Raw genomic sequence first — 24,995 nt, forward strand, 5'->3', positions numbered from 1 at the left:
TCCACACTGTGGACAACTCCGTGCGCGCAGGTCGGGGATGAGGGCCGACGAGCTCACGTGGACGGTCCTGCGCAACGGTCCACCCCGGACCCTGGTGGTCCCGGTGGGCTCGGTCGAGCAGCACGGGCCCCACCTGCCGCTCACCACCGACGTGCGCGTGGCGGAGCGGGTCGCCGCCCGGCTGGAGCGGCGCGACCCCGATCTGGTGCTCGCCCCGGCCGTCGCCTACGGGGCGGCGGGGGAGCACGAGGGCTTCCCGGGCACCGTCTCGATCGGGCACGAGGCGCTGCGGGCGGTCCTGGTCGAGCTCGGCCGGTCGGCCTGCCGCTGGGCGGCCCGGCTGCTGTTCGTCAACGGCCACGGGGGCAACGTCGGCACGCTCGTCGAGGCCGTCCGGCTGCTGCGGTACGAGGGCCGCGACGCCGCGTGGGTGCCCTGCGTCGCACCGGGTGTCCCCGGCGACGCGCACGCCGGCCGCACCGAGACCGCGCTGATGCTGGCGCTCGACCCCGCCGGGGTCGGCCGCGAGCGCGAGCCGGGGGCGACCGCACCGCTGCGTGAACTGCTGCCGGTGATGCGGGAGAAGGGGGTGGCCGGGGTGAGCCCGAACGGTGTGCTCGGCGACCCGCGCGGCGCCACCGCCGAGGAGGGCGAGGCCCTGCTCGCCGCGATGACGGACGCGCTTACCCCAGCCGTCACGGGGTGGGAACCCGACGAGGAGACCGGCCGGCTGGCGTACGGGTCCTGACCCGCGTTCGCCTGCTCGTTCACGCTGGTGAACGGCACCGCGGTTATGCGCGCCCGATCCGGCCGACGTGCCCCGGATCGTCGGTCCCGGCTGCCATCATGGGTCCGGGAAGGAGACGTGCGATGACCCTGTCGTGGCCGAGCCACCCGCTCACGCTCGCGGAGTGGGAAGCGCTGCCGGAGAGCGACGAGTTCCGGCTCGAGATGAGCGAGGGCATGCTGGTCATGGCGGCGAAGCCCGTGTCGAGACATCAACGGGCCAATGCGCGTCTGGCGGCCGGTCTCGACGACGCGTTGCCTCACGAGCTGATCCCGCTGGTCGATGTCGAGGTGCTGCTCGAGGCCGTGCCCCTGACCATCAGGGCGCCCGACGTGATCGTGACCCGCACGGCGCTGTACGAGCAGAACCCACCGCGGTACAGCGCGTCGGACGTGCTGCTCGCGGTCGAGATCCTCTCCGACGGCACACGCCGCGTCGATCGGGTCCTCAAGTTCTCCGAGTACGCCGACGCCGGGATTCCGCAGTACTGGGTCGTCGACCTGGCCAACCCGACCGTCCTGACGGCGTACGTGCTGGTCGACGGCGACTACGACCTCGCGGGCGAGCACCGCGGGCAGGTCACGACCGAGGTGAGCGGCGTGCCGGTCACCCTCGACCTCGACCGCCTCACCGCCCGGTAGTCACCAACAGCGGCACGAGCTGCTCCTCCGCGGTCAGCGAGCCGTGCTGACCGGGCAGGCCCGCCAGGACCGGTTCGGCGAGCGTGCGCACCACGCCGGCCGACCCCCGCATCGCGACGACGAGGTCCCCGATGCGGTCCGCGACGTGCGGTCCGAGCGGGCCGAACCAGTCCGCGGCCACGGCCTCGTCCCGGGTGACGATCCACGCGTCCTCGCCGAGGGTCTCCCGCCAGGCGGCGTGCACCTCGTCGAGAGCCCCCTCCTCGACGTAGACGTGCCGGGCCCGGGGATCCCCGCCGAGCAACCGGACGCCGTGCCGCAGCGGGGGGAGCTCGTCCGCGTCGTAGCGGCGGGTCACCTGCACCATCCCGTGGTCCCCGGTGACCGCGAGCAGCGCGTCCGGCGGCAGTCGGTCGGCGATCGTCGCGGCGAGCCGGTCGATCTGCCCCAGCTGGTAGCGCCAGGCGGGGGAGCCGGGGCCGTGCACGTGCCCGAGGGTGTCGAGGTCGGCGTGGTAGCCGTAGCAGAGCCGGCGGCCCGGCTCCGCGAGCGCGTCCACCACCCCGGCGGCGAGGTCGCCCAGGGCCAGCACGCCGTGGTACCGCCCGCCGCGCAGCGCCGCACGCGTCAGCCCCGAACCGCGGAAGGCCCGCGGTCCGACGGCCGTGACCTGCACGCCGTCGGCCGCGGCCCGTTCGAGCGCGGTGGGCTCGGGCTGGACCTGCTCGGGCGGCAGGGTCTCGCGCAGGTCGGCCGGCTCGGGCACGCCGTAGGAGGTCCACTTCAGCGAGTCGAGCAGCGCGTCGCCGCAGGCGCGGAAGCTGATCCCGACCACGCCGTGCCCGCCCGGCGGCAGCCCGGTGCCGAGCGAGGTGATGCTGATCGAGGTGCTCGACGGGAACCCGACGGTCAGCGGCTCGCCGCCGAGGGAGGCCAGGAACGGGGCGTCGTCGGCGTGGGTGCGGAGCAGGTCGGCGCCCAGGCCGTCGACGAGCAGCACCGCGGCCGCGCGCACCGGCGGCAGCGGGATCGCGGGTGCCGGCCCCGGCACCCCCAGCGCGGCGAGGACGGCCGGGAACACCTCGGCCAGCGAGCGCTCGCCGTAGCGGGGCAGCAGCGGATCACCGGAGGACACGGGGCGAGAGTGCCACGTCACCGCGCCGCCCCCGAACCACCGCCGCGTGTTTGGATCCCGGGGTGGGCTCGACGGGGACGCTGCCGGACGGGATGCGCGTGGTGCTGGACCGGCGGGTGCGCCGGCTCGCCGGGCGCGACGGCGGGGCGGCGCTGCTCGGCGGGGCGCCGCCCAAGCTCGTCCACCTGAGCCCGCGGGCGCAGACCGTCCTCGGCGCCGGCGACACGGTGACCGTCGCCGACCCGACCTCCCGGGCCCTGGCCCGCACACTGCTCGACTCCGGCTTCGCCCATCCCGCCCACCCGATCCCGGGCGGGCCGGGGCGGGGCGAGGTCACCGTGGTCGTCCCGGTGAAGGACCGCCCCCTCGACCGGCTGCTCGCCGCGCTGCCCGACGATCTCGGCGGCCTGATCGTGGTCGACGACGGCGGCGCGGATCCCGAAGGCCTGGCCGCCACCGTCGAGGCGGCGCACGGCCGCGTGATCCGGCACGAGACCCCGCGCGGACCCGCCGCCGCCCGCAACGCCGGGCTCGCCGCGGCCACCACACCGCTGGTGATGTTCCTGGACTCGGACGTCGTGCCGCAGGAGGGCTGGCTCGACCCGCTGCTGGACCACCTCGCCGATCCCGCGGTCGCGCTGGTGGCCCCGCGCATCGTCGCGCTGCACCCCGACGGTCCCGACGGCCGGCTCCGCAGGCTCCGCCTCCGGAGCCTGATCGGCCGCTACGAGGCGGTGCGGTCCAGCCTGGACCTCGGCCCCGACCCCGCCCTGATCGTGCCGCGCAGCCGGGTCGCCTACGTCCCGAGCGCCGCGATGCTGGTCCGGCGCGACGCCGTCGGCCCGGGGTTCGACGAGGACATGCACGTCGCCGAGGACGTCGACCTCGTGCTGCGGCTGCACGCGGCCGGCCGGCGCCTGCGCTACGAGCCCGCCGCCCGGGTCGCGCACGACCACCGGACCTCGCCGGGGGCGTGGTGGCTGCGCAAGGCCTACTACGGCACCGGCGCCGCACCGCTCGCCCGCCGGCACCGCGGCGCGGTGCCGCCGATGGTGCTCAGCCCGTGGACGGCCGCGGCCTGCGCCGCGCTGCTGGCCCAGCGCCGATGGTCGGTCCCGGTCGCGGCGGCGGTCACCGGCGTCGCGGCGGAACGGTTGTCCCGCAAGCTCTCCCGGCTGGAACGGCCACGAGTCTCGGCGGCCCGGCTGGCCGGGCTCGGGCTCTCCGGCGCGGGCCTGCAGGTGGCGAACGCGTTGCTGCGGCACCACTGGCCGCTCGCGGCCGCCCTGCTGCCCTTCTCCCGGCGGGCGCGGCGCGCGGTGCTGCTCGCCGGCGTCGCCGAGGGGCTGGGGGACTGGTGGACCCACCGGCGGTACGACCCGGCCGTCCGACCGGACCCGGTGACCCACCTGGTCGCCCACCGGCTGGACGACCTGGCGTACGGCGCCGGGCTCTGGTGGGGGGCCTGGAAGGCCCGCGACACGGCCGCCCTGCGCCCCGCCTCACCCGGTCGGAAGTGAGCCCACCCCCCGAGAGGATTGGTCCGCTCGGGTGATTGGCAACCCGTCGGCACGCCGCGCCTGCGGATCCGATCGAGGGGTGCGACCGCGAGTGCGGACCTACGTCCGAACGGGCCGCCGGTGCCGGTGGGCGTCCCGTCCGGGTGCCTTGCACCGCATGAAGATCGGGAGTGTGATGTGCTCGCCGCCACAGCCCTGTGCGCGGCCCGAGAGCGCACCGGCGACCGGTGGCTCTCCCGGAGGACGCGACCACCACCGCGGTTGGGAGAGAGACTCATGGCAGAGGTCCGGGTCACCGTCGACGGCGTGAACTACGCCGACGAGGTCGAGCCCCGCATGTTGCTGGTCCAGTACCTCAGGGAACGGCTCGGCAAGACGGGCACGCTGATCGGCTGCGACACGAGCAACTGCGGTGCCTGCACCGTCCACCTCGACGGGCAGAGCGTGAAGAGCTGCTCGGTCCTGGCCGTCCAGGCCGACGGCGGCGAGGTGCTGACCATCGAGGGCCTGGCCCGCGAGGGCGAGCTGCACCCGGTGCAGAAGGCCTTCAACGAGTGTCACGGCCTGCAGTGCGGGTACTGCACCCCCGGCATGATCATGGCCGCCGTCGACCTGCTCGGGGACAACCCCGACCCCGACGAGGGCGAGGTCCGCGAGGGCATCGAGGGCAACCTCTGCCGCTGCACCGGCTACCAGAACATCATCCGCTCCGTGCAGCGCGCGGCCCAGATGATGAAGCCCGGCGCGTCCGCCCCGACCGAGACGCCCGCCCCCGTCGCAGGAGACTGAGGAAGATGACCGCGACCGCCGACACCACCGCACTCGAGTTCGGCAAGGCCCGCGTCCGCAAGGAGGACGCGCGCCTGATCACCGGCCGCAGCCGCTACACCGACGCGATCACCCCGCCCGGCACGCTGCACGTGGCGATCGTCCGCTCCCCGCTGGCGCACGCGCGCATCACCGGCATCGACACGACCGAGGCGAAGCGTGCCCCGGGTGTCCACGGCGTCTACACCGTCTCGGACCTCGGCGCCGACGAGGTCGGCATGCCCTGCGCCTGGCCGATCACCCCGGACCAGAAGGCCCCGCAGCGCCCCGTCCTGGCCAAGGACACCGTCCACTTCGCCGGTGAGGGCGTGGCGGTCGTCGTCGCGCGCAGCGCCGCCGAGGCCAAGGACGCCGCCGATCTCGTCGAGGTCGACTACGACCCGCTCGACCCGGTCCTCGACATGGAGGCCGCGCTCGCCGAGGGCGCCACCCTCGTGCACCCCGACCTGGGCACCAACGAGTCCGCCACCTGGGTCTTCGACTCCGGCGAGGCCGGCACCGGCGGCAGCGCCGCCGACGCGATCGCCGCGGCCGAGGCCGACCCGGACCAGGTCGTCGTCCGGCGCCGGTTCCGCCAGCAGCGCCTGATCCCGGCGTTCATGGAGCCGCGCTCGTGCGTGGTCGACCCGACCGGCGAGCAGATGGTCATCTACTCGGCCACCCAGATCCCGCACATCCTGCGGACCATGACCACGGTGACGCTCGGCGTCCCCGAGTCCAAGGTGCGGGTCATCGCCCCCGACGTGGGCGGCGGCTTCGGCGGCAAGATCGGCGTGCTGCCCGAGGAGATGATGACCGTCCTGCTGGCCCAGAAGCTGGGCCGGCCGGTCAAGTGGACCGAGACCCGGTCGGAGAGCATGCTCGCCGCCCACCACGGGCGCGACCAGATCCAGGACATCACGATCGCCGCCAAGAAGGACGGCACGATCACCGCCCTGGACGTCAAGCTCCTCGCGGACATGGGCGCCTACCTCGGGCTGGTCGGGCCCGGCGTGCCGGTGCTGGGCGCGTTCATGTTCAACGCCATCTACAAGATCCCGGCGTACCGCTTCCAGGACACCAACGTCTTCACCACGAAGACCCTGACGGACGCCTACCGCGGCGCCGGCCGTCCCGAGGCCACCTTCGCCATCGAGCGGATCATGGACGAGCTCGCCGTCGAGCTGGGCCGCGAGCCGCTGGAGCTGCGCGAGCAGAACTGGATCAAGCACGAGGAGTTCCCGTACACCACGGTGTGCGGGCTGACCTACGACTCGGGCAACTACGAGCAGGCCACCGCCCGGGCCAAGGAGCTCTTCGACTACGACGCCCTGCGCCGCGAGCAGGCCGAGCGCCGCGAGCGCGGCGACAAGGTCCAGCTGGGCATCGGCATCTCGACCTTCACCGAGATGTGCGGCCTGGCGCCCTCGCGCGTGCTCGGCTCGCTGGCCTACGGCGCCGGCGGCTGGGAGGCCGCGAGCATCCGGATGCTGGCCACCGGCAAGGTCGAGGTCATCACCGGCGCCTCCGCGCACGGCCAGGGCCACGAGACGGCGTTCTCCCAGATCGTCGCGGACAAGCTGGGCGTCCCGTTCGAGGACGTCGAGATCCTGCACGGCGACACCGCGTCGTCGCCCAAGGGCCTCGACACCTACGGCTCGCGATCGCTCGTCGTCGGCGGCATCGCGATCACGATGGCCGCGGACAAGGTCGTCGAGAAGGCGAAGAAGATCGCCGCGCACCTGCTCGAGGCCGACGAGGGCGACATCGAGTTCAACGCCGGGCAGTTCACCGTCCGCGGCACGGACAAGGGCAAGGCGATCCAGGAGATCGCGTTCGCCGCGTTCATGGCGCACGACTACCCGGAGGGCATGGAGCCCTCGCTCGACTCCGACGCGGTGTACGACCCGGAGAACTTCTCCTTCCCGCACGGCACGCACCTCGCCGCGCTGGAGGTCGACACGGAGACCGGCCGGGTGAACCTCCGCCACTACGTCTGCGTCGACGACATCGGCAACGTCGTCAACCCGCTGATCGCCGAGGGTCAGGTGCACGGCGGCCTCGCCCAGGGCATCGCGCAGGCGCTGTTCGAGGAGGCCAACTACGACGACCAGGGCACCCTGGTCAACGGCACCTTCGTCGACTACACGCTGCCCTCGGCGGCCGACCTGCCGAGCTTCACCACGGAGATCGTCAGCACCCCGGCCACCTCCAACCCGCTCGGCGTCAAGGGCGTGGGCGAGGCGGGCACCATCGCCTCCACCCCGGCGATCGTCAACGGCGTGCTCGACGCGCTCCGGCCCCTGGGCGTCACGGACATCGAGATGCCGACGACCTCGCAGCGCGTCTGGCGCGCCATCCAGGAGGCCCGCGGCCGCTCCACCCAGGAGACGCCGGTCGACACCCACTCGCCGGGCGCCGGCCTCGGCTCCATCGACCCCAACAACCCGCAGGGAGAGGTCCAGTGATCCCCGCCAAGTTCGACTACGTCCGGCCGTCGTCGGTCGAGGAGGCCGTCAGCGCGCTGCAGCAGGGCGGGGACGACGCCAAGATCCTCGCCGGCGGGCAGAGCCTGCTGCCGGTGCTGCGGCTCCGGCTCGCCGCACCGTCGCTGGTCGTCGACCTGGGCGGCATCGCGGAGCTGCGCCAGATCAGCGAGGACGGGGACCGGATCGCCATCGGCGCCATGGCCCCGCACCACGACGTGATGCGCGACGACCTGGTCAAGCAGCACGTGACGCTGCTCTCGCAGGCCACCGCGACCGTGGCGGACCCGCAGGTGCGCCACCGCGGCACCCTCGGCGGCGCGCTGGCGCACGCCGACCCGGCCGGCGACCTCGGCGCGGTCGCCCTGGCGCTCGACGCCGAGTTCGTGATCGCCGGCTCCTCCGGGACCCGCACGGTGCCGGCGGGCGAGTTCTTCGTCGACTACTTCACCACCGCGATCGGCGAGGGCGAGATCCTCACCCAGGTCCGGTTCCCGAAGTACACCGGCTGGAGCTCGCACTACGAGAAGTTCAACCGCACCGCGCAGGCCTGGTCGATGGTGGCCGTGGCCGCCGCGCTGCGGGTGGAGGGCGGCTCCATCGCCGAGGCCCGCATCGGGCTCACCAACATGGGCACCACGCCGATCCGGGCCACCGGCGTCGAGCAGGCCCTCGTGGGCCAGCCCGCGACCGCGGACACGGTCCGTGCCGCCGCCGAGCACGCGACGGAGGGCACGGCGGCTCCGAGTGACGCCGATGCCGCGGCCGACTACCGTGAGCACCTGGCCAGGGTGCTCACCGGCCGGGCGGTGCTGGCGGCCGCCGGCTGAGGCACTCGCGAGGACGGCTGGACGCCTGCCCGGGGCCCGGGCAGGCGTCCCGCCGTTTCTCCTACCAGGAGCTCCGCCCGTCCCGAGGCGTGGCGGGCTCGTCGACGAGGAGACTGGAAGTCATGCAGCTGGAGAACAAGTTCACGATCGCGGCGCCCATCGCGGACGCCTGGGCGGCCCTGAACAACCCGGAGACCGTCGCCCCCTGCTTCCCCGGCGCCACGCTGACGGAGTACACGGGCGACTCCTTCACCGGGACGGTGAAGGTGAAGCTGGGCCCGATCTCGCTGACCTACAAGGGCAAGGGCACCTACATCGAGCGCGACGACGCGAACCACAAGGTCGTGATCGACGCCACCGGCCGCGACTCGCGCGGCAACGGCACGGCGGCCGCGAAGGTCACCGGCACGATGAAGGCCGACGGCCCGGACAAGACCGAGGTCACGATGGTCACCGACATGACCATCACCGGCCGCCCGGCGCAGTTCGGCCGCGGTGTGATCTCCGACGTCGCCGACAAGATCATCGGGCAGTTCTCGTCCTGCCTCGCCGACAAGCTGACCGCCAAGCAGGAGGCCCCGGCCGAGCCCGTCACCCCGGCGACGACGGCCGCCCCGGCGACCCCGACGGCCGGCGGCGTGGCCTCGGAGACCCCGGACGCCACCGTCCCGTCCCCGATGGGCACCCAGTCGAGCTCCAGCGCGGCCCAGCCCGCCGCCACCAAGCCCGCCCCGATGAAGAGCAGCGTCGACGCCATCGACCTGCTCGACACCGCGGGCGCCCCGATCGTCAAGCGGCTCGTCCCGGTCGCGGGCGGGCTCGGCGTGCTGCTCGCGATCTTCCTGATCATCCGCAGCCTGCGGAAGAGCTGACCCGGTCCGACGACCGGAGGGCCGGCGACCCGCACGGGTCGCCGGCCCTCGGCGTTCCCGGGCCGGCGCTCCCGGCGTTTGCCGCGTTGCGGACCCGCCGCGGCCGGGTGCGAGGATCGGCCCATGCACGCGGGCCCGCACAACGCGATCACCGACGTCCCCGGGATCCGGGTGGGGCACGCAGCCGTGGCCGGCGAGGACGCGCTGAGCGGCACCACGGTGGTGCTCTGCCCGCCCGGCGGCGCGGTCGCGGGCGCCGACGTCCGGGGAGCGGCGCCCGGGACCCGGGAGATCGACCTGCTGGCCCCGGGCAACACGGTGCAGCGGGTCCACGCGGTCGTGCTCTCGGGTGGGAGCGCCTACGGCCTGGCCGCCGCGCACGGTGTGATGGAGCGGCTCGAGGCCGCGGGCGAGGGGTTCCCCGTGACGGGCGGGGTCGTGCCGATCGTGCCCGCCGCGGTGCTCTTCGACCTCGGCCGCGGCGGCCGCTTCACGGCCCGCCCCACGGCCGGGACCGGCGCGGCCGCCTACGACGCCGCCGCCGGGGGACCGGTCGCGGAGGGTGTCGTCGGGGCGGGGACGGGCGCGACGGCGGGCGGGCTGAAGGGCGGCGTCGGCACGGCCAGCGTCGTCCTGGACAGTGGCCTCACCGTCGCCGCGCTGGTCGTGGTCAACGCCGTGGGATCGGCCGTGCACGAGCCGACCGGCCGACTGCTGGGCGCACGCCACGGCCTGCCCGGCGAGTTCCCCGACGCCGAGCCCGCGCCCGGCGCGGTCCGCGCGCTCGGCCGCGCCCTGCGCCGCCCGGGCGTCGGCGACCCCGGCACGGCGACGACGCTCGCGGTGGTCGCGACCGACGCGACGCTGGACAAGGCGGGGTGCGGGCGGGTCGCGACCGTGGCGCACGACGGGTACGCCCGGGCCCTCGACCCGGTGCACACCGTGATGGACGGCGATGTGATCTTCGCCCTGGCCACCGGCGACCGCCCGGCCCCGGGCCCCGAGGAGCTGTTCGCGCTGCATGCGGCGGCCGCCGGTGTCGTCAGCCGCGCCGTGGTGCGCGCCGTGCTGGCTGCGACCCCGGTCACCACCGCGGGCGGGTCCTGGCCCTCCTACCGCAGCCTGGCCTGAGCGGACCGGGGCTGTGCCGGGAGAGAGCGGTTACGATTAGCAACAACAACTAATTCGCTGTGGGCGGACGTGTGCCCGCCGACGGGGAGGAGCTGCATGGTGGTGGCAGTCGGCGGGCGGCGTGCGGACCGATGGGATCGCCTGGCGGCCTCCGACCCGGGACTGAACCGGCTCACCTCCGCCGCCCGCGCGGCGTTCGGCGTCGGCGTGGCGCTGGGCATCGAGTACCTCGTGGCCTCCGCCCTCGGCATCCCGCCCATGGTCCCGATGATGATCGGCGCCGTCCTCACGATGATGGCGTCGTTCGGCGTCGCCGACCCCACGCCCGGCGGACGCGCGGTCACCCTGCTCTGCCTGCCCCTGTTCCTGTTCGCCGGGATGGGGGTCGCGCTCGCCGTCGAACACCGGCGGGTCCTGTCCCTGGTCGTGTTCGTGCTGGTCATGTTCGTCGCCGTCGCGATCCGCCGGTTCGGGCCGCGGTACTTCAACGGCGGCATGGTCGCGTTCATGGGCTACTTCTTCGCCCTGTTCCTCCTGCTGAAGCCCGGTCAGCTCCCGGTGGTCGCCCTCGCCGTCGGGATCGCCACCGCCTGGTCGCTGCTGCTGTCGCTCGTCGTGTGGCCGGTGCGCAACCACGCGGTGCTCGCCCGCATGGTCCGGGGGTTCGACGGCCGGGTGCGGGGGGTGGCCGACGCCGCCGCGGCCCTGCTCGCCGACGCGCACGACGACCGCTCCGGCGACCTGGTCGCGCGCCTGGAGAGCAAGCTCGTCCAGGTCAACGAGGCGGCGCTGATCATCGACGGGCAGCTCGGGACGCCCGGGGCCGTCGTCGACGACGCCACCTCCCGGGCCGTCCGGCACGCCCTGATCGACGACGAGCTCGCCACCCGCGCCCTCGCGGACTCCGTGCGGCTGCTCGCGGCCTGCGGGCCGTGGCTCCCGGCCGACGTGCGCGGCGGGGTCGTCGCGGTGCTCGACGGGCTGCGCACCGGGTCGTGGGACGAGGTCGAGCGCCGGGCCCGCGCGCTCGACGCGGTGGCGGTCGGCGCGGACCGCCCACTGCCCGTCGCCGTGCCCCGGCCGACCGGCTCGGGTGAGCACGCCCCGCCCACGATCGCCCAGGTCGTCCGCCGGACGGCGGCCGCAGCGCAGGGGCTGGTCGAGGGGCACCGCCAGCGACACGCCGCGCGCCCGGCGCGCGAGGGGGACCACGCGGAGTCCGGCTTCGTCCCCGCCGTCCAGCTCTTCGGCGGGGCCATGCCCGGGTCCGCCGGCCTGATCGCCGAGATGCTGGAGGGGCGCACGGGGGCCTGGTGGACCCGGCTCTCCCTGACCACCCGGCAGGCCGTGCAGGTCGCCGTCGCCACCGGGCTGGCGATCACGGCGGGCGACGCGATCTCCGGTCAGCGCTACTACTGGGCGGTCCTCGCTGCGTTCCTCGCCTTCACCGGCACCGCGACGGCGGGGCAGACCATCGTCAAGGCCGTCAACCGGGTGCTCGGCACGATGCTGGGGCTGCTCGCGGCGATCCCGCTCGTCGCGCTGACCGGGCACGGCCTGGCGGTGGCGCTGCCCCTCATCCTGGCGTCGATCTTCGGTGCGTTCTACCTCATGCGCATCTCGTACGCGCTGATGACCTTCTTCATCACCCTGCTGCTCGGCGAGCTCTACGCGCTGCTCGGCACGTTCACCCCCGAGCTGATGCTGCTGCGGCTCGCCGAGACCGCGGTCGGCGGCGCGATCGGCGTCGCCGTGGCCGCGCTCGTCCTGCCGATCCCCACGCGGGTGGCCGCGACGGCGGCCCGGCGGGCGCTGCTCGGCCAGCTCCGCGCCCTCCTCGAGGACCTCCTGCGGACCCTGCGGGGCCCGGCGGACGCCGGGGTCGCCCACGCCGAGATCGACCTCGCCGGGGCCTCCCGCGCCCTGGACGCCCGGCTGCACCAGCTCCTGCTGCTCAACGCCACGCTCCTGCGGCCCGCGCCCTTCCCGAGGAACGGCGAGCGCGGCCGGCGCCTCATGATCTACACGTCGCTCGCGCACCACGCGCGGAGCCTGGTGCGGTGGGTCGGGGAGGGCGCCGTCCCGCCGGACCGTGAGCTCCGTGCGGTGCTGGTCCACGTGGTCGAGCGCACGGTGGAGCTGGTCGACGCGCTCGGGGCGGACGACCCGGCGGTCGACCCGGACCGCACGGTGGCCACCATCGAGCTGCTCTCCGCGGTGGACGTGACCGATGCGCAGGTCCGCCGTGGCGTGCACGAGCTGGGCCATCTGCACGACGCGCTGGTCTCGCTCGCCGACGCCGCCCTCCCGGCCGGGCGGCCCCTCGGCCGGGCGGTCCCCGCGCTGCACGGGCGCGTCCGGGCGACCGACGGGACGCCGGTCCAGGCGGTGCTCACGCTGGCCGACGTGCGGGGGGCACAGCAGGACCGCACGCGCACCGCCCCGAACGGCAGCTACCGGCTGCAGGCGACGGAACCCGGCATGCACCTGCTCATCTGCACCCCGCTGGGCGGCGGCGCCGACCCCGTGGCCGAGTGGGTACGGGTGCGCGAGCGGGCCTCGGTCCGCGACGTGCAGGTCGCGGCCGCGGCGTGTGCCGGCCCGCCACAGCCTGACCGGGGTCGCGAGGCCCGGCCGCGGGTCGTCGCGGAGGCTCAGCCGCCGGCGAAGGGCGGCAGGACGTCCACGACGGCGCCCTCGGGGAGCACCCGCTGCGGGTTCCGCACCGCGACCTCGTCGACCAGGTAGGAGCACCGGGCGAGCACCCGGGCGAACTCGGGGCCGTGGCGCTCGGCGAGGGTGTCGCCGAGCGCGGCCACGGTGGTGTCGGCGGGCACCTCGAGGGTCTCGGCGTCCCGGCCGGCGGCGGCCTTGGCCGCCGCGAAGTACCGGACCGTCACGGTCCGCAGGGCGGTGGTGGTGGTCACCGGACTCATTCTCCTCACCCGCCGATCGCGCTCATCGGGCGGTCGGGCTGCAGGAAGCCGGGATCGTCGATGCCGTGCCCGGCGAGCTTCCCCCACATCGCGTACCGCCACACGTCGGCGATCTCGGCGTCGCTCGCGCCGCCGCGGACCAGCGCGCGCAGGTCGGTCTCGGTGCGGGCGAACAGGCACGAGCGGATCTGCCCGTCCGCGGTGAGCCGGGTGCGGTCGCAGGCGCCGCAGAAGGGCCGGGTCACCGAGGCGATCACGCCGACGCGCGCCGGCCCGCCGTCGACCAGGTAACGCTCGGCGGGGGCGCCGCCGCGCTCCTCGCCGTCCGGCGTCAGGGTGAAGCGCGCGGCGAGCTTCTCCATGATCTCGCCGGCGGTGATCATCTCGCTGCGCTCCCAGCCGTGCTGGGCGTCGAGCGGCATCTGCTCGATGAAGCGCAGCTCGTAGCCGTTCTCGACGGCGAAGGCCAGCAGATCGGTGGCCTCGTCGTCGTTCACGCCGCGCAGCAGCACGCTGTTGATCTTGACCGGCTCGAGGCCGGCCTCCCGGGCGGCGGCGAGCCCCGCGAGCACGTCGGACAGCCGGTCGCGGCGGGTGATGGTGGCGAAGCGCTCGGGCCGCAGCGTGTCCATCGAGACGTTGAGCCGGTTGACGCCGGCCGCGGCCAGCGCCCCGGCCCGGCGGGCGAGCCCGATGCCGTTGGTGGTCAGCGAGATGTCCGGGCGCGGCTCGAGGGCGGCCGAGGCGGCGATGACCTCCTCGAGCCCCTTGCGCAGCAGCGGCTCGCCGCCGGTGAAGCGCAGCTCGTGCACGCCGAGGTCGCGGACCGCGATCGTGACCAGCCGGACCAGCTCGGCGTCCGTCAGCTGCTCCTCGCGGGGCATCCAGTCGAGGCCCTCGGCGGGCATGCAGTAGGTACAGCGCAGGTTGCACCGATCCGTCAGCGAGATGCGCAGGTCGGTGGCCACCCGGCCGAACCCGTCGATCAGGCGGCTGTCGTCGGGGCGGCCCGGGTCCCGCTTCGCGGTGCCCCGCAGGGCGGGGAGACCCAGTTCGGTTGCCGTCACGTGCACGAGGGTAACCGCCCGCCGCGATCTTCATCCAGGGCACGAAACGCCAGGTCACGGCGCTCCGCAGATGCGGATCCGGAAGCCGTCGCGGGCACGCAGCAGCGGCCCGCGACGGCCTGCCCGGCCTGTCCCGAAGGCGAGGATCACCCCGCCCGCCGGGCAGTGCGCGCCGGGATCAGATCTCCGTCTTGAGGATGCAGATCGCGAGGTGCGCGTCGAGCACGGCGTCGCGGGCCTTCGGGTCGAGGCCCGGGTCGGCCTCGGCCGCCGCCTTCGCGCTGTCGGCGGCCTGCTCGAGCTCGACGACGGCGTCGTGCGCGGCCGCGTCGCTCTCGGCGGCCAGCCGGCCGGCCTTGGCGGCCTTCGAGTCGAACTCCCGGACGACGGCGAGCAGGACGACGGACGCGCCGGTGTCCGCCTCGGCGGCGCGCAGTGCCGCGCCGGACTTCTCCCGGCACTCGCCGAGCCGGGTCTGGATGTCGGTCATCGTGAGCATGGGTGACTCCCGTGGTGGTGCGTGCACGGTCAGGAGCCGGACCCCGGCCCGCCTTTCGGCGGGCGGCTCGTCAGGGCGGGAGGGAGATGGCGGAACCGGGCCCGGACGCCGTTCGGCTCCCGCGGGCATGTGCTCTCCGCACGGGCATCGCCTCCGCTCCGCCGACAGGGCCGGGCGCGCTCCACCGTGGCCCCTTCCGGCGAACCGGACAAGGGCCGTTCGGGGGGAGCATCCGCCCGGCCGCGGGGTCTGCTCAGTGCTGCGCGAGCTCCTGGCGGGCGACCGAGCGGATGTGCACCTCGTCGGGCCCGTCGGCGAAACGCAGGGCGCGGGCCCAGGTGTAGAAGTAGGCCAGCGGGAAGTCGTCGCTCATCGCGCCGCCGCCGTGGACCTGCATCGCCCGGTCGATCACCGTGCACGCCATCCGCGGCACGACGACCTTGATCGCCGCGATCTCGGTGGCCGCGCCCTTGGCGCCGAACTTGTCGATCAGCCAGGCGGTCTTGAGCACCAGCAGCCGGGACTGCTCGATCTCCATCCGCGACAGCGCGATCTGCTCGCGCACCACGCCCTGCTCGGCCAGCGGGCGGCCGAACGCCACCCGGTCCTTGGCCCGCTTGACCATGAGGTCGACCGCCCGCTCGGCCATCCCGATCAGTCGCATGCAGTGGTGGATGCGGCCCGGTCCGAGGCGGGCCTGGGAGATGGCGAAGCCGCCGCCCTCCTCGCCGAGCAGGTTCGACACCGGCACCCGCACGTCGGTGAGCTCGAGCTCGGAGTGCCCGTGCTGGTCCTGGTAGCCGAAGGTCGGCAGGTGCCGGACGATCTCCAGGCCCGGGGTGTCCCGCGGGACCAGGACCATCGACTGCTGGCGGTGCTTGGCCGCCTCGGGGTCGGTCTTGCCCATGACGATGAAGATCTTGCAGCGCTCGTCCGCCGCGCCGGAGATCCACCACTTGCGGCCGTTGACGACGTACTCGTCACCCTGCCGCTCGATGCGGGTCTCGACGTTCGTGGCGTCGGACGAGGCGACCTGCGGCTCGGTCATCGCGAACGCCGAGCGGATCTCGCCCTCCAGCAGCGGGTTCAGCCACTGCTCCTGCTGCTCGGGCGTGCCGAACAGGTGCAGCGTCTCCATGTTCCCGGTGTCCGGGGCCTGGCAGTTGATCACCTCGGGCGCGATGACCGGCGACCAGCCCGACACCTCGGCGACCGCGGCGTACTCCAGGTTCGACAGCCCGGAGATCGCGGGCAGGAACAGGTTCCACAGCCCGCGCTCGCGGGCCTTGGCCTTCAGCTCCTCGACCACCGGCGGCAGGTCCCACTCCTGCGGGGTCCCGCGGCGTTCGGCGCGGAAGGCGTCGTACGCGGCCTCGGCGGGAAGGACCTCCTCGTCGAGGAACGCGCGCATGCGCTTGGTGTAGTCGGCAGCGGCGGCGCTGGGTTCGAAGTCCACGGGAAGATGACACCACAATGCAGGTGCATTAAACAACGCGCCCGACGTGACGTGCGTCCCCGGCCCGGTAGCGATCCACGCAGACGCGGACATAGGATCCTGACCGTGCCGCAATTCCGGATCGCCGAGGCCGCGCGCCTCCTCGGCACCAGCGACGACACCGTGCCCCGCCGGGTCGACGGGACCGCGGTCCTGGTGGACCAGGTGATCGCGCAGGTCGAGATGCAGTGCGGGCCGCACCGGGTCGTCTCGGTGATGAGCAGCGAGGCGGTTCGCGGCCTCGACCTGGAGCCCGGGTCGCTCGCGGTGGCCGTCGTCAAGTCCACGAACGTCGTGGTGGAGATCCCCGGAGGAAGTTCATGAAGCGTCTCGTGGCCGCCGGTGTCGCCGGCCTGGCCGTCGCGCTCGCCGCGGCGTGCAGCTCACCGTCGCAGGCCCCGAGCACGGGCGGGTCGTCGGCCGCGCCCGAGGCCCGCACGCTGACGGTGTTCGCCGCGGCCTCGCTGACCGAGTCGTTCGACGCCCTGGAGAAGCAGTTCGAGACCGACAACCCGGGCGTCGACGTCACCCTGAACTACGGCGGCTCCTCGGACCTCGCGCAGCAGATCGTCAACGGCGCCCCGGCCGACGTCTTCGCCGCGGCCAGCGACTCCACCATGAAGACGGTGACCGACGCCGGCCTCACCGCCGCCGCGCCGACGACCTTCGCCACCAACGTGCTGCAGATCGCGACCGCGCCCGGCAACCCCAAGGGCATCGCCGCCTTCGCCGACCTGGTGAAGCCCGACGTCAAGACGGTCGTGTGCGCACCCCAGGTACCGTGCGGGGCGGCCACCACCAAGGTGGAGCAGAGCACCGGCGTGCAGCTTCAGCCGGTCAGCGAGGAGAACGACGTCAAGTCCGTGCTGAGCAAGGTCTCCACCGGCAACGCCGACGCCGGCCTTGTCTACGTCACGGACGTCAACGCCGCGAAGGGGCAGGTCCAGGGCGTGAGCTTCCCGGAGTCGTCGGCGGCGCGGACGAACTACCCGATCGCCGTGGTGAAGGACGCCCCGCAGGCCGAGCTCGCGCAGAAGTGGGTCGCGTTGGTGACCGGCGAGACCGGCACGAAGACCCTCGAGGCCCAGGGATTCGGCGCCCCGTGAGGACCGCCCCGTGAGGACCGCCCCGTGAGGACCGCCCCGTGAGGACCGGCACCGTGAACACCGGACCGGGCCGGCGATGACGGCTCCCCCGGACAGCCGGGCGCGGGCCGCCCGGAGGCCCGACCGGCACGAGGAGCCGGTCGGGCTCCCGTGGTTCGTGTGGATCCCCGCCGGTCTCGCGTTCCTGCTGATCGCGCTGCCGGTCGTCGGGCTGCTCTGGAGGGCGGACTGGGCGCGGATGCCCGAGCTGCTGCTCGGCGACGCCGCGCTCGACGCCCTCCGCCTCTCCCTGGAGACGGCCGCGATCTCGACGCTGCTCTGCATCCTGCTGGGCGGCCCGCTCGCGGTGGTGCTCGCGCGCGGGCGCCTGCCCGGGCAGCGGGCCCTGCGGGCGGTGGTGCTGCTGCCCCTGGTGCTGCCCCCGGTCGTCGGAGGTCTGGCCCTGCTGTTCCTGCTCGGCCGGACCGGGCTGGTCGGGCGCGGCCTCGACCTGGCCTTCGGGATCACCGTCCCGTTCACCACGGCCGCGGTCGTGCTCGCGCAGACCTTCGTGGCCCTGCCCTTCCTCGTCGTCTCGCTGGAGGGGGCGCTGCGCACCGCCGGCCGGCGCTACGAGGCGGTCGCGGCCACGCTCGGCGCCTCCCCGGCGCTGGCCTTCCGCCGCGTGACGATCCCGCTGGTGCTGCCGGGGCTGGCCTCCGGCGCGGTGCTCGCGTTCGCCCGCTGCATGGGGGAGTTCGGCGCGACCATCGCCTTCGCCGGCAGCCTGCAGGGCACCACCCGCACCCTCCCGCTACTGGTCTACCTGGAGCGGGAGACGGACGTCGACGGGGCCGTCGCGCTGTCGCTGCTGCTGGTCGTCGTGGCGATCGTCGTGATCCTGGTCGGGAGGCCGCGCGGCTCCGAGGGGTTGACGTGAGTCTCGAGGTCGACGTCCGGCTCGACCGGGAGGGCTTCTCGCTCCAGGTCGCGCTGTCGGCCACGCCCGGTGAGGTGGTCGCGGTGCTCGGCCCCAACGGCGCGGGCAAGTCGACGCTGCTCGGGATCCTGTCCGGCCTGCTGCGGCCCGACGCCGGGCACGTGCGGGTGGGCGACCGCACCGTCACGGACGTCGAGGCGGGCGTCTTCGTGCCCGCCCACCGCCGCGGCGTCGGGCTGCTCGCCCAACGGGCGCTGCTCTTCCCGCACCTGACCGCGCTGGCCAACGTCGCGTTCGGGCCGCGGGCGCAGGGCGTGCCGAGGCGCGAGGCCGAGGCGCGGGCGCGGGCCCTGCTCGCCGACGTCCTGCCCGACGTCCCCGGGCTGGCGGGCCGCAAGCCCGCCCAGCTCTCCGGCGGGCAGCAGCAGCGGGTGGCGCTGGCCCGCGCGATCGCGCCGGAGCCCGGTCTGCTGCTGCTCGACGAGCCGCTCGCCGCGCTGGACGTCGACGCCGCGCCGGCCATGCGCTCGCTGCTGCGCCGCGTGATCCGGGACGGCAAGCAGACCGCCGTGCTGGTCACGCACTCCGCGCTCGACGCGCTGGTGCTCGCCGACCGCGTCGTCGTGCTGACCCACGGACGGGTGGTGGAGCAGGGCCCGACGCGGGAGGTGCTCGGCCGGCCCCGCAGCGCCTTCACCGCCCGGATCGCGGGTCTCGACCTCATCCCCGGGGTGCGGGAGGCGGGGGCGCTGCGCGCCGCCGACGGCACGGTGATCGCGGGCCGGGACGGCGAGTCGGGCGCCTCCGACGCCGGGGGGCCGGCGGTCGCGGTGTTCCCGCCCTCCGCGGTCGCGGTGTTCGCCGAGGAGCCGCACGGCAGTCCCCGCAACGTGCTGCCGGTCCGGCTGGCCTCGATCGAGCCGCGGGGCGACGTCGTGCGGCTGCGGGCGGCGCCGCGGGAGGGCGGTCCGGAGTGGCTCGACGGCCTCGCCGCCGACGTCACCCCTGCCGCGGTCGCCGACCTCGGGGCCGAGCCCGGCGTCCCGCTCTGGTTCGCGGTCAAGGCCACCGAGGTGGAGATCCACCGGGCGGGATAGGCCTCCTCGTCGCCGCTCTCGTGATCGGCGACGGTGCTCAGGGCCACCCACAGGTTGCCGGTCTTCGCAACCGAGCGTCACCTCATCGGTCACAACCGTCACCCGAGCCACTATCGTGTACCTATGTCGCGCGGCGATGGGGGCCTACCGTCGCTTTCCGTGACACGTCAGCTGCTGCGACTCGCCTCCGTCGCGATCGCGATCGGGCTCCTCCCCGTGACCGGCTCCGTCGCGCTGGCGAGTCCCGCGGCCGACGCGGTCGAGACCGCGGCGGCGGTGGGCGTCGGGCCGGCCGGTGGCCCGGCCACCGTGGGCCTGCCCGGCGACTACGTCGTCCTCGCGCAGGACGCGCAGCGGGCGACCTCCGCCGCGTCCGAGGTCGGGGTCTCCCCGACGACGGTGTTCACCAGGGCGTTGACCGGCTTCGCGGCCCGGCTCACCGCCGAGCAGCTCGCCCGGCTCAAGGAGCTGCCGGGCATCCTCGGCGTCGAGGAGGACCGGCGGATCGACCCGCTCGAGCCCCGCGCGGCCCGGCTCCCGGGGCTCACCGAGGCCACCCAGGAGAACCCGCCGAACTGGGGTCTCGACCGCATCGACCAGCGCGACCTGCCGCTCGACGGCCGCTACACCACCCGGGCCACCGGTCGGGGCGTCACGGTCTACGTGGTGGACACGGGTGTCGACGTCACGCACCCCGCGTTCGGCGGCCGCGCCAGCTGGGGCACCAACACCATCGACGGCACGAACACCGACTGCGACGGCCACGGGACGGTCGTCGGCGGGATCGCGGCCGCCCGCGACCACGGCGTCGCCAAGGACGCACAGGTCCGGGCGGTGAAGGTGCTCGACTGCAGCGGCTCCGGCACCCTCTCGTCACTGCTCTCGGGCCTCGACTGGGTGCTGCAGAACCACCGGTCCGGCCCGGCGGTGGCGGTGATGTCCTGGAGCTACGGGCCCTCGGACGCGCTGCTGAACGCGGTGACGAACCTGGTGAACGACGGCGTGTTCGTCGCCTCGTCGGCCGGAAACAGCGGGGCGAACGACTGCGGGGTCGCCCCCCGCGCGGCCTCCGGTGTGCTCGTCGTGGCCAACTCGACGATCGACGACCGGCGCAACAGCTCGTCGAGCACCGGGCCCTGCGTGAGCCTCTACGCCCCCGGGACCAGCATCGTCGCGCCGACGCCCGGCGGCCGGACGGCCTCCTACACCGGGACCTCGATGGCCGCGCCCTTCGCCGCGGGCGTCGCGGCGCTGTACAAGCAGACCTACGGCGACGCCCCCAGCGCCACGATCAAGCAGTGGATGGTGGACAACGCGGTGCCGGGGAAGATCGCGGGCGGGGACACCGGGGGCACCCCCAACCTGCTCCTGAACACCGCCGGTCTCTGACCCACGAACGGCACGCTCGCGCACCGGAGTGCCGTTCGCTCACCGGTCGGCGGTCAGCGGGACAGGCGGGCGGCCTCGCGGTCCGCGCCCTCGGTGAGCACGCCGCCGCGGGAGCCGGCGAGCTTGGCCTTGAGGTGCTCCCGGACGGTGACCGGCTCGTAGAGGGCGGGGTGTTCGGCGTCGACGCAGGTGGGCAGCGGCGCGATGACCGCGTCGACGTCGCCGTCGTGGAAGAAGGCGGCCGAACGACGCGGGACGAGGCGGCCGTCGACGCGCGGGGCGGCGACCCGGTGCAGGGTGGAGATCCAGCGGTCGTTGGTCCAACGGGCCAACGCGTCGCCCAGGTTGACCAACAGCGCGCCGGGCGCGGGCTGGACGGGGTGCCAGCGGCCCTCGCCGTCGAGGATCTCCAGGCCGGGAACCGGGTCGGCCCAGAGCACGGTCACGATGCCGTAGTCGGTGTGCGCGCCCATCCCGACCTGGTCCGGCTCGAGCTCGGCGTCGGCGGACGGCAGCCGATAGTTGATCATCCGCAGGACGTCGACGGAGTGCCCGGTGAACCGGGTCAGGTGGTCCTCGCCGAGCCCGAGCGCGCGGCCGAACACCCGCGTCATCGTCCGGGCGACCTCACCGGCCGCGGCGAACCAGGCCTCGACGGCGGGGCGGAAGCCGGGGGTGTCCGGCCAGACGTTGGTCCCGTAGTCGTCCTCGGAGAGGTCCAGGCCGGGGAAGTCGGCGGCCTGCGAACCGACGTTGAAGGCCTCGAAGAGGTCGGCGGCGGACGCGAGGCCGAGGCTGTTGGCCAGCGACTCGGACTTCGGCGGGGTGTACCCGCGGTTCACGCCGGGCGGGCAGCGGTAGGCCGACTTGGCCGCGAGGTCGCGGGCGAAGAAGGCGTCCATGGCCGCGGTGAACGCGTCGAGGGTCGGCTGCGGGATGCCGTGCCCGACGACCTGCACGAACCCGACCGTGCGGGCGGCGTGGTCCACCGCACGGGCCACCGCGTCGCGCTCCGCGTCCGGGCCGGCGGCCCGGAACGGGGTGAGGTCGACGGTCGGGACGTCGAGGACGCCGTCATGAGTCTCGGCGACTGCCATGGGGTGCTCCCGGTGAGGAACGAACGCCCGCGACTGTCTTGCCGTGAGGTCCGGCTGTCAAGGGCTGTCAGACCCGTCGACGGCGGAGCCGGTGAAGACGAGGGCGCCCTCACTGCCCAGGCCGCTCTCCGGCCGCAGCGGGAGAAGGTGGACCTAGCAACGCTCGATGATCCGGCCCGCAGGGTGGAGTGAGCCAGCCGTTCGTCTCGATGGAGGCCTACGCGCTCTCGCGAGTCGCGCTCTGGGCTTCAACAGTTCGGGCTCAGGGCTCTTGCGAGTCGGGAGCTGCGCACCCCGTGGTATGCAGGTTCGAGCTGTCCGACCGGCGAGGTGCCGAAGGCGCGGCAGCCGTTGGTCAACACGGTTTCCAGGTCTTCCCACCGGGTGCATAGCATCGAGGACCGGTATAGCCGGGGTAGGAATGCCCTGCCGAGGAGCTGCTGCTTGTCACGCCCTCACTTGTCCCGGTGCCGCTCGACGCGCTCCGACCGTCCCCTCTGCTGCTCGCGCTTGTGCTCGAGCTGTCAGCTCGGGGCGTGTGGGCGCCGTTGCTGCTCGGCAATTCAGAGGCCGAAGGGCTGCTGGCGGTCTGGCCTGCTGGAGTGCGCGTGCTCGGCTGGTCTTCAGCAGCCGCTCTCAGTCTTGCCAGGCCGGCCTGGATCTTCTCTTCGGTGCGAGCCGTTACGACTGAGACGCGCAGCGTTGCTCGGTCGTCGCGGGCGCGAGCGAGGGCGACAGCTACTCGCTCGACCAGGCGGTCCTGTGTGGATTGATCAAGCGCCCTCCACACGAGCCCTCGTCGCGAGCCTGAGGCCCACCTCAGAAACGACGAAGCTTCGGTGACAGCGGAATCGGCTCGCGCGAGGGCAGCCTCAAGCTGTGCCGGCGCCCCGGCCATCTGAGCGCTCGGCACGGACGCCGCTGCGGCCTCCACGCGTGCCGCTCTCGCGGGGACGGTGCAGGCGATGTCGGGTGAGTAAAGCCCGCGGCCCGCTTCTTGGGCCTCCTGCTGGGCCTCCTGCACATCGGGGAGATAGTCATCGTTCTCCCCGTAGACGACGGCGGCTGCCAGGCCGGCCCTCGCCATCTCCGCATTGACGAAGTTGTCGTCGGCGAATACCGCCGCGAGAGTGCGCCCGTACGCATCAGTGCGCTCATTGTCGTAGCGCAACGTCACCTCGGTACCGACCGGTATCAGCTCGCCGAGGTAGGCCGACGCTTCCGGTCCGAGGCACTGCACGTCCTCGTCGGGATCCACGGTCTCCGGGGTGTCGATGTTCAACAGTCGGACCCGTCGAACATCACCTTCGACGCGGACGTCGACCGTGTCGCCGTCAATGATGTCGGCGACGATGCCGGCGTCCGCATCTGGGGTCGCCGTCGCGACGGCGACCGCGGTAGCGCCGCCACCGACGACGGCCACGCCGAAGGCGGCTTTGACGAGCAGACCGAACAAGAAGGCTCCCGGGGAACGAGTCGACGATGGCTGCTCCTGCATCGCGAGCAGGCCATTGCTCGTTAGCGAAGGACAGACAACGATCAGATCTCGCCGGAACGCCTCGATCATGTCGACGCAGCTTTGTCATGGTCGACCCGCACACCGGAAGCGGTTGCCACAGCTCGCAGCTCGCCGCGACCCAGGCCGCGGCTCGCGGGGGCCAGAGCGCGAGTCGCGGTGTCGGAGCTCGCGACTCGCGGTGTGTCAGGCGGGTTCGAGGACCTCGAAGCCGGTGTAGGGGACGAGGGCGGGCGGGATGCGGACGCTGCCGTCGGGCTGCTGGCCCTGCTCGAGGACCGCGACGAGGGTGCGGCCGATCGGGAGGCCCGAGCCGTTGAGCGTGGCCGCGAAGCCCCGCGCGCCGTCCTTCGCCCTGGTCCGGATGCCGGCCCGACGCGCCTGGAAGGTGCCGAAGTCCGAGACCGAGCTGATCTCGCGGTAGCGTCCCTGGCTGGGCAGCCAGACCTCGATGTCGTAGGTGTACTCGGCGGAGAAGCCGATGTCGCCGGCCGCGAGCCGGACGACCCGGTAGGCCAGCCCGAGCGCCTGGACGACGGCCTCGGCGTGGCCGAGCAGGACCTCCAGCTCCTCGCGCGAGCGGGCCGGGTCGACGATGCGGACCAGCTCGACCTTCGAGAACTCGTGCACCCGGATCAGGCCGCGGGTGTCCTTGCCGTACGACCCGGCCTCCGAGCGGAAGCAGGGCGTCTGCGCGGTGTAGGCGAGCGGGAGCTCCTCGGCGGCCAGGGTCTCGCGGGCGTGCAGGTTGGTCAGCGGCACCTCGGCCGTCGGGATGAGGAACAGCTCCCGGTCGGCGACCTCGGTGCGGAACAGGTCCTGCTCGAACTTGGGCAGCTGGCCCGTGCCGGTCATCGTCGGGCGCGTGACCAGCGCCGGCACCGACCACTCGGTGTACCCGTGCCGTTCGGTGTGCAGGTCGAGGAAGAACCGGGCGAGCGCGCGCTCGAGCGCGGCGCCGCGGCCCTTGAGCACCGCGAACCGCGGGCCGGACAGCTTGGTCGCCCGCGGCAGGTCCAGGATGCCGAGCTTCTCGCCGAGGTCGACGTGGTCGAGCGGCTTCTCGACGGACGGGATCTCGCCCCAGGTCCGGACCTCCTCGGCGTCCTCGTCGCTGGCCCCGTCGGGCAGCTCGTCCGCGGGGAGGTTCGGGATCTCGAGGAGGTACTCGGTGAGCTGGGCCTCGAGCGCCTTGTGCTCCTCCTCGGCCAGGGTGATCGCGGCCTTGGTCTCCCGCGCCTTCTCCACGAGGGCGGGCCGCTCCTCCGGGGACGCGCCCTTGACCGCCTTCTGCAGCCGGTTCGCCTCGGCCCGGGACTCGTCGCCGCGCTGGATGGCCGCGTTGCGGCCGCCCAGGAGCTTCTCGAGGCGCTCCAGGTCGAGGGAGTAGCCGCGGCGCGCGAGCTTGCGCACCGCGTCGGTGGCGGGATCGAGCAGGACGCGGGGGTCGTGCATCGTCCGAGCGTATCGCCCGGCCGCAGGGCGTTTTTCCGCTCCTCCCCCACAGGAGGGTGGCGCCCGGGGGCGGGTCGTCGGCAGGATGAGTCGCGATCACGTGACCGGGCGCACAACGTTGCGCCGCCCGACCGTCCGAGGAGGACGAAGGTGACCACCTCCACCCCCGCGCTGCCGTCGTACGCCTCCGGGATCTCGGATGTCCCGTTG

22 protein-coding genes and 1 pseudogene are annotated in these 24,995 nt (G+C 74.0%); 15 read left to right on the forward strand and 8 right to left on the reverse strand.

The window, feature by feature from the left end:
- Positions 1 to 37 precede the first annotated feature (37 nt).
- On the forward strand, positions 38 to 748 hold the full coding sequence (gene mftE / locus ACFQH9_RS10905; protein ID WP_379565851.1) for a mycofactocin biosynthesis peptidyl-dipeptidase MftE: 711 nt from the start codon (positions 38 to 40) through the stop codon (positions 746 to 748).
- Positions 749 to 870: 122 nt separating this feature from the next.
- Positions 871 to 1,428, forward strand: coding sequence for a Uma2 family endonuclease (locus tag ACFQH9_RS10910; RefSeq protein WP_379565853.1), 558 nt, complete (start codon positions 871 to 873; stop codon positions 1,426 to 1,428).
- Here the strand turns inward: ACFQH9_RS10910 and ACFQH9_RS10915 are convergent.
- On the reverse strand, positions 1,415 to 2,563 hold the full coding sequence (locus tag ACFQH9_RS10915) for an alkaline phosphatase family protein (RefSeq protein WP_379565854.1): 1,149 nt from the start codon (positions 2,561 to 2,563) through the stop codon (positions 1,415 to 1,417). The two genes, ACFQH9_RS10910 and ACFQH9_RS10915, sit on opposite strands and share 14 nt — an antisense overlap.
- 62 nt (positions 2,564 to 2,625) lie before the next feature.
- On the opposite strand from ACFQH9_RS10915, the gene mftF reads away from it, so the two are divergent.
- From mftF to ACFQH9_RS10950, 7 genes are all read left to right on the forward strand, one after another.
- Entirely contained in the window at positions 2,626 to 4,083 is a 1,458-nt protein-coding gene (gene mftF / locus ACFQH9_RS10920) for a mycofactocin biosynthesis glycosyltransferase MftF (RefSeq protein ID WP_379565855.1), read from the forward strand.
- 276 nt (positions 4,084 to 4,359) lie between these two features.
- Entirely contained in the window at positions 4,360 to 4,872 is a 513-nt protein-coding gene (locus ACFQH9_RS10925; RefSeq protein WP_379565857.1) for a (2Fe-2S)-binding protein, read from the forward strand.
- A gap of 5 nt (positions 4,873 to 4,877) precedes the next feature.
- The gene (locus ACFQH9_RS10930) at positions 4,878 to 7,358 is read left to right on the forward strand and encodes a xanthine dehydrogenase family protein molybdopterin-binding subunit (RefSeq protein WP_379565858.1); all 2,481 of its coding nucleotides are present in this window, start codon (positions 4,878 to 4,880) and stop codon (positions 7,356 to 7,358) included.
- Positions 7,355 to 8,206, forward strand: coding sequence for an FAD binding domain-containing protein (locus tag ACFQH9_RS10935; RefSeq protein ID WP_379565859.1), 852 nt, complete (start codon positions 7,355 to 7,357; stop codon positions 8,204 to 8,206). The genes ACFQH9_RS10930 and ACFQH9_RS10935 overlap by 4 nt, the downstream gene beginning before the upstream one ends.
- A gap of 122 nt (positions 8,207 to 8,328) precedes the next feature.
- Complete coding sequence (locus tag ACFQH9_RS10940; RefSeq protein ID WP_379565860.1) at positions 8,329 to 9,078, forward strand: SRPBCC family protein; 750 nt, start codon at positions 8,329 to 8,331, stop codon at positions 9,076 to 9,078.
- Between the two features lie 123 nt (positions 9,079 to 9,201).
- Entirely contained in the window at positions 9,202 to 10,209 is a 1,008-nt protein-coding gene (locus ACFQH9_RS10945) for a P1 family peptidase (protein WP_379565861.1), read from the forward strand.
- Positions 10,210 to 10,305: 96 nt separating this feature from the next.
- Positions 10,306 to 12,957, forward strand: coding sequence for an FUSC family protein (locus ACFQH9_RS10950; protein ID WP_379565862.1), 2,652 nt, complete (start codon positions 10,306 to 10,308; stop codon positions 12,955 to 12,957).
- Here ACFQH9_RS10950 and ACFQH9_RS10955 read toward each other — a convergent pair.
- The 4 genes from ACFQH9_RS10955 to ACFQH9_RS10970 all read right to left on the reverse strand — a co-directional run bounded on the left by ACFQH9_RS10955 (position 12,864) and on the right by ACFQH9_RS10970 (position 16,167).
- On the reverse strand, positions 12,864 to 13,136 hold the full coding sequence (locus tag ACFQH9_RS10955) for a MoaD/ThiS family protein (RefSeq protein ID WP_379565863.1): 273 nt from the start codon (positions 13,134 to 13,136) through the stop codon (positions 12,864 to 12,866). The genes ACFQH9_RS10950 and ACFQH9_RS10955 overlap by 94 nt on opposite strands.
- Positions 13,137 to 13,150: 14 nt before the next feature.
- Positions 13,151 to 14,212 carry a GTP 3',8-cyclase MoaA gene (moaA, locus tag ACFQH9_RS10960; protein WP_379565864.1) on the reverse strand — a complete coding sequence of 354 codons (1,062 nt, stop codon included), beginning with the start codon at positions 14,210 to 14,212 and terminating at the stop codon, positions 13,151 to 13,153.
- Between the two features lie 178 nt (positions 14,213 to 14,390).
- Positions 14,391 to 14,711, reverse strand: a complete 321-nt coding sequence (locus ACFQH9_RS10965; RefSeq protein ID WP_379565865.1) for a hypothetical protein — start codon at positions 14,709 to 14,711, stop codon at positions 14,391 to 14,393.
- Between the two features lie 253 nt (positions 14,712 to 14,964).
- On the reverse strand, positions 14,965 to 16,167 hold the full coding sequence (locus ACFQH9_RS10970; protein WP_379565866.1) for an acyl-CoA dehydrogenase family protein: 1,203 nt from the start codon (positions 16,165 to 16,167) through the stop codon (positions 14,965 to 14,967).
- 105 nt (positions 16,168 to 16,272) lie between these two features.
- Between ACFQH9_RS10970 and ACFQH9_RS10975 the strand changes: the two genes are divergently transcribed.
- The 6 genes and pseudogenes from ACFQH9_RS10975 to ACFQH9_RS10995 all read left to right on the forward strand — a co-directional run bounded on the left by ACFQH9_RS10975 (position 16,273) and on the right by ACFQH9_RS10995 (position 20,717).
- Positions 16,273 to 16,530: a TOBE domain-containing protein gene (locus ACFQH9_RS10975; protein WP_379565868.1), complete on the forward strand. Its 258-nt coding sequence runs from the start codon at positions 16,273 to 16,275 to the stop codon at positions 16,528 to 16,530.
- Entirely contained in the window at positions 16,527 to 17,312 is a 786-nt protein-coding gene (modA, locus tag ACFQH9_RS10980) for a molybdate ABC transporter substrate-binding protein (RefSeq protein ID WP_379565869.1), read from the forward strand. The genes ACFQH9_RS10975 and modA overlap by 4 nt, the downstream gene beginning before the upstream one ends.
- 76 nt (positions 17,313 to 17,388) lie before the next feature.
- Positions 17,389 to 18,231: an ABC transporter permease gene (locus ACFQH9_RS10985; RefSeq protein ID WP_379565870.1), complete on the forward strand. Its 843-nt coding sequence runs from the start codon at positions 17,389 to 17,391 to the stop codon at positions 18,229 to 18,231.
- A gap of 50 nt (positions 18,232 to 18,281) precedes the next feature.
- Positions 18,282 to 18,713, forward strand: a pseudogene (locus ACFQH9_RS32250) (ATP-binding cassette domain-containing protein); the annotation flags it as partial.
- 39 nt (positions 18,714 to 18,752) lie between these two features.
- A complete protein-coding gene (locus ACFQH9_RS32255; RefSeq protein ID WP_465269519.1) occupies positions 18,753 to 19,328 on the forward strand; it encodes a TOBE domain-containing protein in 576 nt (191 codons plus the stop codon).
- Between the two features lie 159 nt (positions 19,329 to 19,487).
- A complete protein-coding gene (locus ACFQH9_RS10995; protein ID WP_379565872.1) occupies positions 19,488 to 20,717 on the forward strand; it encodes a S8 family peptidase in 1,230 nt (409 codons plus the stop codon).
- Between the two features lie 53 nt (positions 20,718 to 20,770).
- Here the strand turns inward: ACFQH9_RS10995 and ACFQH9_RS11000 are convergent, their stop codons facing one another.
- The 3 genes from ACFQH9_RS11000 to serS all read right to left on the reverse strand — a co-directional run bounded on the left by ACFQH9_RS11000 (position 20,771) and on the right by serS (position 24,785).
- A complete protein-coding gene (locus ACFQH9_RS11000; protein ID WP_379565873.1) occupies positions 20,771 to 21,814 on the reverse strand; it encodes an isopenicillin N synthase family dioxygenase in 1,044 nt (347 codons plus the stop codon).
- A 355-nt stretch (positions 21,815 to 22,169) separates the two neighbouring features.
- Positions 22,170 to 23,381 (reverse strand): thermonuclease family protein, encoded by a 1,212-nt coding sequence (locus tag ACFQH9_RS11005; protein ID WP_379565874.1) that lies wholly within the window; start codon positions 23,379 to 23,381, stop codon positions 22,170 to 22,172.
- A 135-nt stretch (positions 23,382 to 23,516) separates the two neighbouring features.
- Positions 23,517 to 24,785, reverse strand: coding sequence for a serine--tRNA ligase (gene serS / locus ACFQH9_RS11010; protein ID WP_379565875.1), 1,269 nt, complete (start codon positions 24,783 to 24,785; stop codon positions 23,517 to 23,519).
- Positions 24,786 to 24,995 lie beyond the last annotated feature (210 nt).

It is taken from the genome of Pseudonocardia lutea, assembly GCF_042658055.1.
Lineage (GTDB): Bacteria > Actinomycetota > Actinomycetes > Mycobacteriales > Pseudonocardiaceae > Pseudonocardia > Pseudonocardia lutea.

Coding starts and splice junctions, on each gene's coding strand:
- mftE (WP_379565851.1), top strand. CDS start 38: ATGAGGGCCGACGAGCTCACGTGGACGGTCCTGCGCAACGGTCCACCC.
- ACFQH9_RS10910 (WP_379565853.1), top strand. CDS start 871: ATGACCCTGTCGTGGCCGAGCCACCCGCTCACGCTCGCGGAGTGGGAA.
- ACFQH9_RS10925 (WP_379565857.1), top strand. CDS start 4,360: ATGGCAGAGGTCCGGGTCACCGTCGACGGCGTGAACTACGCCGACGAG.
- ACFQH9_RS10930 (WP_379565858.1), top strand. CDS start 4,878: ATGACCGCGACCGCCGACACCACCGCACTCGAGTTCGGCAAGGCCCGC.
- ACFQH9_RS10940 (WP_379565860.1), top strand. CDS start 8,329: ATGCAGCTGGAGAACAAGTTCACGATCGCGGCGCCCATCGCGGACGCC.
- ACFQH9_RS10945 (WP_379565861.1), top strand. CDS start 9,202: ATGCACGCGGGCCCGCACAACGCGATCACCGACGTCCCCGGGATCCGG.
- ACFQH9_RS10950 (WP_379565862.1), top strand. CDS start 10,306: ATGGTGGTGGCAGTCGGCGGGCGGCGTGCGGACCGATGGGATCGCCTG.
- ACFQH9_RS10965 (WP_379565865.1), bottom strand. CDS start 14,711: ATGCTCACGATGACCGACATCCAGACCCGGCTCGGCGAGTGCCGGGAG.
- modA (WP_379565869.1), top strand. CDS start 16,527: ATGAAGCGTCTCGTGGCCGCCGGTGTCGCCGGCCTGGCCGTCGCGCTC.
- ACFQH9_RS10985 (WP_379565870.1), top strand. CDS start 17,389: ATGACGGCTCCCCCGGACAGCCGGGCGCGGGCCGCCCGGAGGCCCGAC.
- ACFQH9_RS32255 (WP_465269519.1), top strand. CDS start 18,753: ATGCGCTCGCTGCTGCGCCGCGTGATCCGGGACGGCAAGCAGACCGCC.
- ACFQH9_RS11000 (WP_379565873.1), bottom strand. CDS start 21,814: ATGGCAGTCGCCGAGACTCATGACGGCGTCCTCGACGTCCCGACCGTC.
- ACFQH9_RS11005 (WP_379565874.1), bottom strand. CDS start 23,381: ATGATCGAGGCGTTCCGGCGAGATCTGATCGTTGTCTGTCCTTCGCTA.
- serS (WP_379565875.1), bottom strand. CDS start 24,785: ATGCACGACCCCCGCGTCCTGCTCGATCCCGCCACCGACGCGGTGCGC.